This window comes from Azospirillum sp. A29, assembly GCF_042604625.1.
In the GTDB taxonomy this organism is placed as follows: domain Bacteria; phylum Pseudomonadota; class Alphaproteobacteria; order Azospirillales; family Azospirillaceae; genus Azospirillum; species Azospirillum palustre.
Genome location: NZ_CP170466.1, coordinates 1,588,688 through 1,600,887 on the forward strand (window position 1 = coordinate 1,588,688; position 12,200 = coordinate 1,600,887).

General features: G+C 66.8%; 10 protein-coding genes and 2 tRNA genes. 2 read left to right on the forward strand and 10 right to left on the reverse strand.

Going from position 1 to position 12,200, the window contains the following annotated elements; all coding sequences use genetic code 11:
* Positions 1 to 6: 6 nt before the first annotated feature.
* The 9 genes from ABNQ38_RS22495 to ABNQ38_RS22535 all read right to left on the reverse strand — a co-directional run bounded on the left by ABNQ38_RS22495 (position 7) and on the right by ABNQ38_RS22535 (position 8,480).
* Positions 7 to 1,206, reverse strand: coding sequence for an extracellular solute-binding protein (locus tag ABNQ38_RS22495; RefSeq protein WP_174474113.1), 1,200 nt, complete (start codon positions 1,204 to 1,206; stop codon positions 7 to 9).
* A gap of 186 nt (positions 1,207 to 1,392) precedes the next feature.
* Positions 1,393 to 2,355, reverse strand: a complete 963-nt coding sequence (locus ABNQ38_RS22500) for a GGDEF domain-containing protein (protein ID WP_377808131.1) — start codon at positions 2,353 to 2,355, stop codon at positions 1,393 to 1,395.
* A 76-nt stretch (positions 2,356 to 2,431) separates the two neighbouring features.
* Positions 2,432 to 3,988 carry a chromosomal replication initiator protein DnaA gene (dnaA, locus tag ABNQ38_RS22505; RefSeq protein ID WP_377808132.1) on the reverse strand — a complete coding sequence of 519 codons (1,557 nt, stop codon included), beginning with the start codon at positions 3,986 to 3,988 and terminating at the stop codon, positions 2,432 to 2,434.
* 523 nt (positions 3,989 to 4,511) lie between these two features.
* The gene (gene rpsT, locus ABNQ38_RS22510; RefSeq protein WP_098740746.1) at positions 4,512 to 4,772 is read right to left on the reverse strand and encodes a 30S ribosomal protein S20; all 261 of its coding nucleotides are present in this window, start codon (positions 4,770 to 4,772) and stop codon (positions 4,512 to 4,514) included.
* A gap of 195 nt (positions 4,773 to 4,967) precedes the next feature.
* Positions 4,968 to 5,744 (reverse strand): enoyl-CoA hydratase, encoded by a 777-nt coding sequence (locus ABNQ38_RS22515; RefSeq protein WP_377808133.1) that lies wholly within the window; start codon positions 5,742 to 5,744, stop codon positions 4,968 to 4,970.
* A gap of 116 nt (positions 5,745 to 5,860) precedes the next feature.
* A complete protein-coding gene (locus ABNQ38_RS22520; RefSeq protein WP_377808134.1) occupies positions 5,861 to 6,313 on the reverse strand; it encodes a hypothetical protein in 453 nt (150 codons plus the stop codon).
* A gap of 13 nt (positions 6,314 to 6,326) precedes the next feature.
* Positions 6,327 to 7,169, reverse strand: coding sequence for a bifunctional DNA-formamidopyrimidine glycosylase/DNA-(apurinic or apyrimidinic site) lyase (gene mutM, locus ABNQ38_RS22525; RefSeq protein ID WP_377808135.1), 843 nt, complete (start codon positions 7,167 to 7,169; stop codon positions 6,327 to 6,329).
* 139 nt (positions 7,170 to 7,308) lie between these two features.
* On the reverse strand, positions 7,309 to 8,259 hold the full coding sequence (gene pip / locus ABNQ38_RS22530) for a prolyl aminopeptidase (RefSeq protein WP_377808136.1): 951 nt from the start codon (positions 8,257 to 8,259) through the stop codon (positions 7,309 to 7,311).
* 144 nt (positions 8,260 to 8,403) lie between these two features.
* Positions 8,404 to 8,480 (reverse strand) — tRNA-Arg (locus tag ABNQ38_RS22535).
* A gap of 465 nt (positions 8,481 to 8,945) precedes the next feature.
* On the opposite strand from ABNQ38_RS22535, the gene ABNQ38_RS22540 reads away from it, so the two are divergent.
* Positions 8,946 to 11,045: a methyl-accepting chemotaxis protein gene (locus ABNQ38_RS22540; RefSeq protein ID WP_377808138.1), complete on the forward strand. Its 2,100-nt coding sequence runs from the start codon at positions 8,946 to 8,948 to the stop codon at positions 11,043 to 11,045.
* Positions 11,046 to 11,249: 204 nt separating this feature from the next.
* Here the strand turns inward: ABNQ38_RS22540 and ABNQ38_RS22545 are convergent.
* Positions 11,250 to 11,326: transfer RNA gene (locus ABNQ38_RS22545), tRNA-Arg, on the reverse strand.
* Between the two features lie 234 nt (positions 11,327 to 11,560).
* Here ABNQ38_RS22545 and gpt point away from each other — a divergent pair.
* Entirely contained in the window at positions 11,561 to 12,055 is a 495-nt protein-coding gene (gene gpt, locus ABNQ38_RS22550) for a xanthine phosphoribosyltransferase (protein ID WP_377808139.1), read from the forward strand.
* Positions 12,056 to 12,200: the final 145 nt, after the last annotated feature.

Here is a 12,200-nt window from a genome sequence, read left to right on the forward strand (position 1 = left end):
TGCGGATCACGCCGCCAGGAAGCGATCCTGGTACTCGTTGCGGATCGAGACGTACCACGCCTCCTGGATCGGCCACCACCACAGCTTCTGCAGGGCGTCGCCGGGATAGGCGTCGGCGAAGAACTGCTTGTTGAGGTCGGTCAGGTGCGCCTCGGCGCCGACCGCGGTGCTGGAGATGCCGGAATGGTTGGTGTACAGCGCGCCGGCCTCGGGCGTGTAGAACCAGTTGATCCAGGCATAGGCGTTCTCCAGGTTCTCCGCCTTCTTCGGGATGGCGAAGCCTTCCATCCAGGCGAGCGCGCCCTCCTTCGGCGCCACGAAGCGGACCGGCAGCCCTTCCTTGCGCAGCGCCACGGCGCTGCTGTCCCAGGTCTGGCCGATGACGCAGCCGTTGGTGCGGAAGGCGCCCTGGGCCTCGTTCTCGTTGGTCCAGAACTGGGCGACCGACTTCTTGTTGGCGGCGGCTACCTTCAGGATGGCGTCGAAGTTGGCGCGCGCCTTCGCCTCGTCCTTGAACTGGTCGCGGACCGGGTGCGGCAGCTTGCCCTGGCTTTCCAGCCACAGCGCGATGCCGATCAGCGAGGAATGGCCGCGCACCGTCACCTTGCCGGCGTTGGCCGGCGCCCACAGGTCGCCGTAGCTGGCGGTGCCGTAGGCGAGCGGCGCCTTCTTCATGTCATAGGCCAGCGCCTCGGTGCCCCAGTCGGCCGGGGCGAAGTAGCGCTTGCCGCCGACGACGCCGCCCATCCCGGCGGAGCCCTCGACCGACGATTTCAGGCAGCCGTCCCACTTCACCTTCGCCTCGTCGATCGGCTGCACCAGCTCGAACTCGACATAGTTCGGCACGCGGTCGACGGTGGGGTGGATGATGTCGAAGCCGGCGCCGCCGGTCGCCTTCAGCTGGTTCAGCAGCTCGTCGTTGGTGCCGTATTCGGTCAGGGTCGCCTTGACGCCGGTCTTCTTCTCGAAGTCGGCCAGCATGTCCGGGCTGATGTAGCCGGCCCAGGAGAAGATCTTCACAGAACCCGACGCCGCCCGGCCCTCGCGCAGGACGAAGGGACCGACCGAGGCGACACCGGCGGCGGCCGCAGCGCTTTGCAGCAGCAGGCGGCGGGTGAAGCTCTTGGCGGCGCGCTGGGTCTCGGCGCTGGACCGCTGGGATTCGGTCTGGGCGTGATCGAGCGTGGTGTGAACGATCTTGGACATGACGTCCGGTCTCCCTGGCTCTTGGATGGCGTTTGGACGGGCGGCGTTTCGGCGCGTTGGCGCAGCCCCGCTCAAGACGCAAAGTGTGCCTGAGATAAAAGCCGTCCGTCCATGGGGGAAGATGAAGCTCCGCCAAACTTCATAGAGCCGTCACATGGGAAAAAGGAGTTCCTGGGAGGAGGATCGTCACATCACATAGAAGCGCGCCTTCACCGTCACGCCCTCGGCGCCGCGCAGGACGGTGCGGTTGCGGCCGCTGCGCTTGGCGAAATAGAGCGCCTCGTCGGCCTGGGTCATCAGGTCGTTGACCGAGACGGTATCCTGGTCCAGGCACATGCCGATGCTGACGGTGAAGCCGAAGCAGGCGCCGCTGCCGGTCTCCACCGTCAGCTTGGCGGTGGAGCGGCGGATCGCCTCCACCCGCGCCAGCGCCCCCTCCAGGTCGCCCGACGGCAGGCACAGGCAGAACTCCTCCCCGCCCAGCCGGCCGAGGAAGCCGCCGTCGGGCACATGGGCGGCGCAGTGATCGGCGAAGCGCTTCAGCGCGAAGTCGCCGTTGCTGTGGCCGTGGGTGTCGTTGATCGCCTTGAAATGATCGATGTCGAACATGGCGACCGCCAGCGGCGCCCCGCTTTCCTTCGCAACGCGGTAGGCCTGCTCCAGCCGCTCCATGAAATAGCGGCGGTTCGCCACCCCGGTCAGGTAATCGGTGTTCAGCATCTCCACCATCACCCGGTGCATGCGGGTGATGCGCTCGCCGGCCCGCACGCGGGCGCGCAGCATCGGCAGGTCGATGGGCTTGGCCAGGAACTCGTCGGCGCCGGACTCGAAGGCTTCGACCCGCCGGGCGGTCTCGCTGTCGCCGGTCATCAGGATGGTGAAGGTGCGGTGCTGGTCGTCCGCCGCCCGGACATGCCAGCACAGTTCCAGTCCGGTCATCACCGGCATTTCCAGATCGGTGATGACGATGTGGATGTCGTGGCTGCGATAGAGGGCGAGCGCCTGTCCGCCGTCCTTGGCAAGGAGAACCCGGTAACCGCTGCTTTCCAGCTCTTCCCGGATCAGTTCACGAAAGAAATTCGAATCGTCGGCGACAAGAACAGTCGTTTCCACCAGCACACCCGTGTCGTCGGCGAAGAGTCCGTGCACGCGGACCCTAGCAGACTTCACGACACAGTGGCATAGTCGTGTGGCAACACACCGTTACCGGTGGATCGAGCGCTCTTCAGCTTTCGAGCATGCGGCGCAGCAACTCGACATCTTCGGCGAAGGACGGATCGGTGGCGCGCAGCTCGTCCACCTTCTTGACCGCATGCATGACCGTGGTGTGGTCGCGGCCGCCGAACTTGCGGCCGATCTCCGGCAGGGAGCGGGCGGTCAGCTGCTTGGCCAGATACATGGCGATCTGGCGCGGGCGGGCCACCGCGCGGGCGCGGCGGGCGGAATGCATGTCGGCGACGCGGATGTTGTAATGCTCCGCCACCCGCTTCTGGATCTCGTCGATGGTGACGCGGCGGTCGTTGGCGCGCAGCAGATCGTGCAGCACCTCCTGCGTCGTCTCCAGCGAGATGGAGCGGCCGACCAGCTCGGCATGGGCGACGATGCGGTTCAGCGCCCCTTCCAGCTCGCGCACGTTCGACGTGATCTTGTGGGCCAGGAACTCCAGCACCTTCATCGGGATGCTGGCCTGGAGCGCGTCGGCCTTTGCCTGGAGGATGCCCAGCCGCAGCTCGTAGGTGGTCGGGTGGATGTCGGCGACCAGCCCCCAGCCGAGGCGGGAGCGCAGCCGCTCCTCCATGCCTTCCAGGTCGGACGGGCTCTTGTCGGCGGAGATGATGACCTGCCGGTTCTGGTCGACCAGCGCGTTGAAGGTGTGGAAGAACTCCTCCTGCGTCGAGTCCTTGCCGCTGATGAACTGCACGTCGTCGATCATCAGCACGTCGACCGAGCGGAACTGCTGCTTGAAGGCCATCGTGTCCTTGAAGCGCAGCGCCCGGATGAACTGGTACATGAACTTCTCGGCCGACAGGTAGAGCACCTTGCGGTTCGGGTCGTTCTTGCGGATCTGCCAGGCCAGCGCGTGCATCAGGTGGGTCTTGCCCAACCCGACACCGCCATAGAGGAATAGCGGGTTGAAGGTCACGGTGGTGGCGTCGGCGACGCGCCTTGCGGCGGCGTGGGCCAGCTCGTTCGGCTTGCCGACGACGAAATTCTCGAAGGTGAATCGCGGGTCGAGTGCGGCCGACAGGTCGGACCGGTCCTCCAGGATCGCAGGCACCGCGGTCGGCGATTCGTCCGACGCCCCGCCATAGGAGGCCGAGGTGTAGACGGTGGACGGGGCCTGCTCGCCTGAGAATCCTGAATCGGACGGGCGTTGGAACGCGGACGGCGGCGGGGCCGGACGGGGAGCGGGACGGGACTCGGCAGCGCGCGATTCGAAGCCGCGCGAATCGAAACCGCGGGGCGGAGCGGGACGGTCGTCGTCGATGTCGTCATTGTCGGCGACGAGCGCCGCCGGCGGATTCGTGGAGGCGACGATGACGTCGATCGACTGCACCTCCGGATTCTCGCCGGACCAGAGGGCGCGGATGCGGTCGGCATAGTGGGTCAGCACCCAGTCGCGCATGAATCGCGTGGGCACGACGATGCACACCTCGCCGCCGATCAAGCTGGCGACGGACAGCGGCTGAAGCCAGCTCCGATAGGCGATCTCGCCCACCTCTTCCTTCAGGCGTCCGCGAATGCGCGCCCACTGCTGATCCAACGACACGCCGACCGACATGCTCCCTTACCCCCGCTCCTTCCGCCGGCCGGCCAAAACCGGATGGCCGCCGTCTGGTCCAGCCCGAAAGACTCCGGGCAAGGAAAAACCGAACGGAACACTATATCCAAAAGGCACACGCCGGAATCGACGGGATTGAAAATCCCGCCCCAGGCGCGACAGCTTGTAAGTAAAAGAAGATCGTTCGAACGACCGGGACTCAACAAGCCCTGATCCGGCGTAAGACCTTCAGTATTTCGCTGCTGTGTTCAGACGGACACAGAGTGTTGCATCACCCTATTTCGCCCGCCCGAATGGACCAAAAGTCTAACCATGCTGCGGAAATCTGGCAATGGGACAGATGGCGAACGGGCCAAAAAGATAAAAACGTTCGCATTGACCGCATGACCGATCCCGAATCTCATACACGGTCCTCAGAACAATCTAAGACAATTGTCGAGCATCGACAGATTTACTTTAAACGCAAAAAGCCGCGCCCCGAGTCACGGGCGCGGCTTTTTGAAAGCAGCGTATGAAAGCTCTATCAGAGAGCCTTGATCGCAGCCGACAGACGCGACAGCTTGCGCGACACAGTGTTCTTGTGCAGCACGCCCTTCGACACGCCGCGCATCAGCTCCGGCTGAGCGGACTTGAACGCCTCGGCGGCGGCGGACTTGTCGCCGCTCTCGATCGCGCCCTCGACCTTCTTCACGAAGGAACGGATGCGGCTGACGCGGGCACGGTTGACTTCCGTGCGACGCTCGGTCTGACGAATGCGCTTTTCAGCGGACTTATGATTGGCCATGGAAACCCTACTCCGAACGACACGGCTGTCGTGATGCGAGCGCGCCTTATACGCGGCAGCGCACCGCGAGTCAAGGCGTGGACGCCCGATGATTTTGACTAATCGTGCTTGAACGACATCTTGATGGGATCTGGACCGTCCCCCGCAAGATGCAGGGGACGGCTCCAGCGGCAGAGTCGAAGCTGGCGCGACGACTCAGCGATGCTTCCAGCCGGCCTGGCGCTTCTCGGCGAATGCGGCCATGCCTTCCTTCTGGTCTTCGGTGGCGAAGGTCGAATGGAACAGGCGGCGTTCGAAGCGGATGCCCTCGGCGAGCGTCGACTCATAGGCGACGTTGACCGCCTCCTTCGCCATGGCGATGACCGGCTGCGACAGCGAGGCGATCTTGGTGGCGACCTTCACCGCCTCCTCGACCAGCTCGGCGGCCGGGACGATGCGGGAGACGAGGCCGCAGCGCTCGGCCTCGGCGGCATCGATCATGCGGCCGGTCAGGACCATCTCCATCGCCTTGGACTTGCCGACGAAGCGGGTCAGGCGCTGGGTGCCGCCGGCGCCGGGGATGGTGCCGATGGTGACCTCCGGCTGGCCGAACTTGGCGGTGTCGGCGGCCAGGATGAAGTCGGCCATCATCGCCAGCTCGCAGCCGCCGCCCAGCGCGAAGCCGGCGACCGCGGCGATGGTCGGCTTGCGGCACTTGGCCAGCCGCTCCCACTTCGCGGTGATGAAGTTGGAATTGTAGACATCCATATAGGAGAAGCCGGCCATCTCCTTGATGTCGGCGCCGGCGGCGAACGCCCGCTCCGACCCGGTGACGACGATGGCGCCGATGGCGCCGTCGGCCTCGAAGGCGTCCAGCGCCTGGCCCAGCTCGGTCACCAGCTGGTCGCACAGCGCGTTCAGCGCCTTCGGACGGTTCAGCGTGATCAGGCCGACCGGGCCGCGCGTCTCGACGAGGATGGTTTCATAAGACATGGCTGCAGCACTCTCCCGATGGGGCGAGCCCGGTTGCTTCCGAGACTCGTGGTTGTTGAGGGTGTTCGATTGCGACGGATTGCGGCGGCGCGCGAGTATGGCGGGTGTTCCCGCGATCAGCGCGGCGTCAAAGTGAAGCGGACGGCGGTCCCGGCGGCAGATTTCGCCTTTTGGGCGGCCTGCTGGGCGGCCTGCGGGAACTCCAGCCGCAGTTCCTCGCCCTCGCGGACGAAGACGCGGTCGGCGGTCCGGCGCCAGCCCAGCTGCGGCAGGGTCTGGTCGTAGAAGGCCAGTACCGCCTGTCGCGGCACGTCGCCCGACAGCACGGACTGGACGATCCGTCCGCCCGGCTTGTCGAAGACCAGCGGCTCCGATTCGGCGGACGCCAGCCCAGGCATCACCGGAACGTCGGTGGTGCCGGGGACGAAAGGCCCGGACTCGGCTGCGGCAAGCTGGGCTGCCAGTACCGAAGGAATGGGAATGAGGAAGCTCCCCAGGCCCGCAACTGCGGGGCCGGCAAGGAGGAAAGCGGCGGACGCCGCCCGGAGCATGGCCGGTAGAGCCGTCATGCTCCCAGCTATATCACCGTTGGCGCGCCGCACAAAAGAAAGTCGAGCGACCCGACTGTACAATCCGCTGAACACCCCCCGTCCGGGCCCGGTCGCAGTCGCAGTCGGGGCAGCCTTCCCCTTCCCGGTCGTAAACGGCGAACTGGTGCTGGAAATAGCCCAGCTCCCCCGACGCCTGCCGGTAGTCGCGCAGCGACGAGCCGCCGGCGGCGATGGCGCGCTCCAGCACCTCGCGCACCGCGACGGCGAGACGGTCGACCTCCCCGGCGGTCAGGCTGGCGGCGGTGCGGGTCGGCAGGATGCCGGACCGGTAGAGCGCCTCCGACACATAGATGTTGCCCAGGCCGGCGACGATGCTCTGGTCGAGCAGGGCGGCCTTGATCGGGGTGATCTTGCCGGCCAGACGGCGGGCGAGGTCGGGGCCGGAGAATTCGTTGCCGAGCGGCTCCGGCCCCAGATTGCGCAGCATCGGGTGGTCGCCCAGCGCGTCGGCCACCGTCAGGTCCATCAGGCCGAAGCGGCGGGCGTCGTTGAAGGTGACGATGGTGCCGGCATCGGTCTCGAACACCACATGATCGTGCTTGTCGAAGGCGTCGGGCCGTTCCGGCGCGATGATCATGCGGCCGGACATGCCGAGATGGGCGATCAGCACGCCGCCGTCATCCAGATGCATCAGGATGTATTTGGCGCGCCGCCGCACCGACGTGACCACACGCCCGGTCAGCCTTTCGCAGAAGCGCGGCGGAAAGGGGGTACGCAGGTTCGGCCGCCGCTGCTCCACACGGACCAGCCGCCGGCCTTCGAGATGCGGGGCGAGGCCCCGGCACACCGTCTCGACTTCGGGAAGTTCAGGCATCGGCAGAGTGTGGGGTGGGAGGGGGATCGGCGCAAGGGCGGTTGTCGAAGCCCTCTCCCACCTCTCGCACAAACTTCGTTTGTGCTGACGGCGTCAGGCGGATCGAAGATCCGCTGAGAGCCCCGGGAGAGGGAGGATCTCACCGATATTCCTTGAAGCGCTCGGTCGCCTGGATCAGCGCGGCGCGGATGCCGGGCTCCATGGCGGAATGACCGGCGTCGGGGACGATGCGGTAGTCGGCTTCCGGCCAGGCGCGGTGCAGCGCGTCGGCGGAGATCACCGGGCAGACGATGTCGTAGCGCCCCTGCACGATCACCGCCGGCAGATGGCGGATGCGGTCGACGTCGCGCAGGAGCTTGTCCTCCGGCGTGAAGCGGTTGGAGCGGAAGTAATGCGCCTCGATCCGCGCCAGCCCCAGGGCATGGCGGTCCTCGCCGCTGGCCGCGATCAGGTCGGGTGACGGCAGCAGCGAGGAACAGCTTCCCTCATAGATGCTCCACACCCGCGCGGCGGCCATGCGCACCGCCGGGTCGGACGAATCGAGCCGCTTCCAGAAGGCCTCCAGCAGGTCGCCGCGCTCGCCCTCCGGGATGTGGCCGGCGAAGGCGGCCCAGGCCTCGGGGAAGAGGATGCGCATGGAATAGAGGAACCAGTCGATCTCGCTCTTCCGCATCAGGAAGATGCCGCGCAGGATCAGGCCCAGGCAGCGGTCCGGATGGGTCTGGGCATAGGAGAGCGCCAGCGTCGAACCCCAGGAGCCGCCGAACAGGTGCCAGCGCTCGATGCCGAGATGGCGGCGCAGGGTCTCGATGTCCTCGACAAGCCGTTCGGTGGTGTTCTCGCGCGTCTCGCCCAGGGGCGTGGAGCGGCCGGCGCCGCGCTGGTCCATCACGACGATGCGGTAATGGGCAGGATCGAAGAAGCGCCGGTGGGTGGGCGAGGCGCCGGCCCCCGGACCGCCATGCAGGAACATCACCGGCACGCCGCGCGGATTGCCCGCCTGCTCCCAATAGACCGTGTGGATCCCGTCGACGGCAATCGTGCCGGTCTGGAACGGGTCGATGGGCGGATAGAAGTCGCTGCGGGGCATGGCCATGCATCCAGTGGTGCGGGCCCCGAGTGTAGAGGAGCCACCGGGGCTTGCGCCAGCGCGACGAGGCTCATCAGCGGAACCCCAAACGACAAAGGCCGCCCGGAGGCGGCCTTGCATGTCGATCACTGTGCTTTTGAAGAATGGCGCGCCCGAAGAGATTCGAACTCCTGACCCTCAGATTCGTAGTCTGATGCTCTATCCAGCTGAGCTACGGGCGCGCTGTGTATCCTTCAGTCCCGGCGTCGGCGGCAGGCCGTCGGCGTCGAGGCGCGCAACATACTCAGAAGCCCCCTGCCCCGCAAGCGCTTTTTTATCGAAAAATCGCGCCCCTCCCCGCCGCCGATCCGTTCACGATATCCCCCTCGCCACGCCGCCGACGTCGGCAGCGACAACTTGAGGTTCCGTCAATGGAAACGGCTTTTTCCGTGGCATATCGTCGCAAGATTAAGGTTTCATAAGAGATTTCCCAGCCTATGATGCGGCATTGACGAGCGTACGCTTGTGAATTTGCGCCAAGCAATTGAAGAACCGCCCCGCCGGACAGAAAACGATGAACGGCAACCGTGGCTGTTCATTGGAATCGATGGTCCGGATTGAAGAAGAACGGTCACCTTGTAGGGAGCGGAACGTTCACCAGCAACGAAGCGGTATCGCCGCATATACGGATGAAGTGTGACCCGTCGATGATTCAGCTTCGAAAGACTTCGCTCAGAGCGGTTCTCAGCGTGGTGATCGGTACCATCGGACTGCTCGCGGTCTTCACGAGCGTCTCGGACCTCGTCGATACGGCGCGCAACGCCCGCGATGCCGGCCGCGTCGCCACGCTCGCCGCGACCAGCCAGCAGCTTTACGAGGCCCTGCGCTCGGTGCGGCTGGAGCGCGCCACGACTCTGGTCCCGCTGCGGGCGGATACGGTGGCCGATGACGCCACGATGAAATCGGTGACTGAGCTGCGGGGGAAGGCCGAGGCCGCCTTCGCCCCCGGCATGGCGGCGCTCGACCGGCTCGACCCTGCCGGTTTCGGCAAATTCGCGATGGCGATCCGGTCGAGCCACGATGCCCTGAACGAGTTGCGGGGACGGGTGGACACCGCGCTGCGCACGTCGAAGGCGACGCGCGACCGCGCCGTCGCCGACTCCTGGCCGAAGGTCACCGACGCCTATCTGGCCTCGGTGCAGGCGGCGACCAACGCCGTCGATGCCGGCATGGCCCTGGTCGATCCGACCACTGACCAGCTTCTGTCCCTGAAGCGCGCCGCCTGGGTCGTCCGGCTGCGCACCTCCACCGAAATCCTGTCGGCCAGCACCGCCATCGGCGAAGGCCGGCCCTGGACCCAGGCGGAAATCCTGACGGCGGCCGAGGAGCGCGGCCGGATCGACACCGCCTGGCGGATCATCACCGATGCGGCGAAGCGTCCCGACACGCCCAGGCGCATCGTCGAGGCCGTCGAGGCCGCCCAAAGCAAATTCTTCGAGACCGGCGGCGCCCGGCGCAAGACCGTGCTCGACGCCCTGTCCACCGGCGGCAAGCCGGACATCACGGCGGAGGCCTGGGTGAAGCGCGAGGCCGCCGATCAGGCGCCGCTCAACGCGCTGGTCAACGCCGCGCTTGAGGAGATGGTGGCGCACGCCGACTGGAAGGCGAGCCAGGCCGAGCGCGAACTGTTCACCCAGTCCGTCATCCTGGCTCTGGCCATCGGGCTGTCGGCCGCCGGTCTGCTGCTGGTGTGGTGCCGGGTGACCCGGCCGATCCACATCCTGACCGTGGCCATCGACCGGCTGGCCCAGCGCGATTACGAGGTCGAACTGCCGAACGACGGGCGCGGCGACGAGATCGGCCGGATGCAGCAGGCGCTGCTGGTGCTGCGCGACAACGGGCGCCAGCATGCCGAGATGGTCCAGGCGCAGGTCGCCGCCCAGGCGGCGGCGGCGGCGCGCACCACGGCGGTCGACCGGCTGTGCGGCGATTTCAGCGGCCGGGTCGGCACCAGCCTGGAATCGGTCGAGACCGCGGCGGCCCATCTGATGGGCACCTCGGCCGCGGTGACGCGGATCTCGGAACAATCGGCCGGCGACAGCGGCGCCGTCGCCGCCGCCGCCCACGAGGCCTCGGCCGGTGTCGAGACCGTGGCCGCCGCAGCGCAGGAGCTGTCGGCCTCCATCGGCGAGATCAGCCGGCGCATGGCGGAGTCCGCCACCATCTCGCAGGACGCCATCGAGCGGACGGAGCGGACCGACAGGATCATCGTCGAGCTGGCCGCCGCCAGCGAGGCCATCGGCGCCATCGTCACCCTGATCGGCGACATCGCCGGCCAGACCAACCTGCTGGCGCTGAACGCCACCATCGAGGCGGCCCGTGCGGGAGAGGCCGGCAAGGGCTTCGCCGTCGTCGCCAGCGAGGTCAAGGGTCTTGCCACGCAGACGGGGCGCGCCACCCAGGACATCACCGACCGGATCGCCCGCATCCAGGCCATGACCCAGGACGCCGTCGACGGCGTGCGGTCGGTGTCGACGGTGATCCGGCAGATGGACGGCGTCACCACCGGCATTGTCGCCGCGGTGGAGGAGCAGGGGGCGGCGACCAACGAGATCGCCCGCAACGTGCAGGAGGTGGCGACCGCCGCCGGCCGCATCTCCGCCAGCATCTCCGACCTCGCCCGGACGGTGGAGCAGTCGCGCACCGTCGCCGCCGACGTGCTGGAGGCGGCGGAGCTGATGAACCGGCAGGCGGAAGCGCTGAAGGACGACGTCGGCGGTTTCCTGGCGGAAATCCGGCGGGCGTAACGGCGAAGATCCCCGGTAAGGGATGGGCGGGGCCACGGTCCTGCCCCGTTCCGCAACATCGCTCGTGATGCAACGTGCAAGGATCCGACCGGTGCAAGGGGCCGGTGCAAAGGGCCGGCGCAAAGACCTGGCGACGAGCCTGGGCCCGAAAACACAAAAGGCGGCCAGAGGCCGCCCAGTCGTCAGTATCCAATTTTTGAAGAATGGCGCGCCCGAAGAGATTCGAACTCCTGACCCTCAGATTCGTAGTCTGATGCTCTATCCAGCTGAGCTACGGGCGCGCTGTGTATCTTTCGATCCCGGCGTCGGCGGCAGGCCGTCGGCGTCGAGGCGCGCAACATACTCAGAAGCCCCCTGCCCCGCAAGCGCTTTTTTCACGAATTTTCGCCCCGCCCGGAAGCCCCTCTGCGACGCCCCCTGCGACCGCGGGTCCCGGACGGCCGAATCGCCCCGGATTGCCGGGCGGCGGCGGCTGGGTTATACAGTCCACTTGCTGTTTTTGGAGAGTCAGTACCGTGGCCGAAGCCCCCTTCAACAAGCATTTCCCGGTGTCCTGGGAAGAGCTCCACCGCAATGCCAAGGCGCTGGCCTGGCGCCTGATCGACCGCGGCCCCTGGAAGGGCATCATCGCGATCACGCGCGGCGGCATGGTTCCCGCGGCGATCATCGCGCGCGAGCTTGAGATCCGCATGATCGACACCGTCTGCGTCTCCAGCTACGACCACCAGCAGCAGCGCAACGCGACGATCCTGAAGGGCGTCGAAGGCGCCAATGCCGGCGAGGGCGAGGGCTGGCTGATCATCGACGATCTGGTGGACACCGGCAAGACGGCGGAAATCGTCCGCAAAATGCTGCCGAAGGCGCATTTCGCCACCGTCTACGCCAAGCCGGCCGGCCGGCCGCTGGTCGACACCTTCATCACCGAAGTCAGCCAGGACACCTGGATCCACTTCCCCTGGGACATCGAGCTGCAATTCTCGCAGCCGATCGCCAAGCAGCGGAACGGCTGACCGGCACTCGACCGGCCCCGGAGCGGGGCGGGTCCTTTCCGTCCGGCCCCATCCGGCCGGGGAGGACCCGCCCGGTTCATTACATAAAAATTTACGCTTTGCGTCCTAAATGACGCGCGGCGGAGCGCCTGCGCCCGCCGACGCC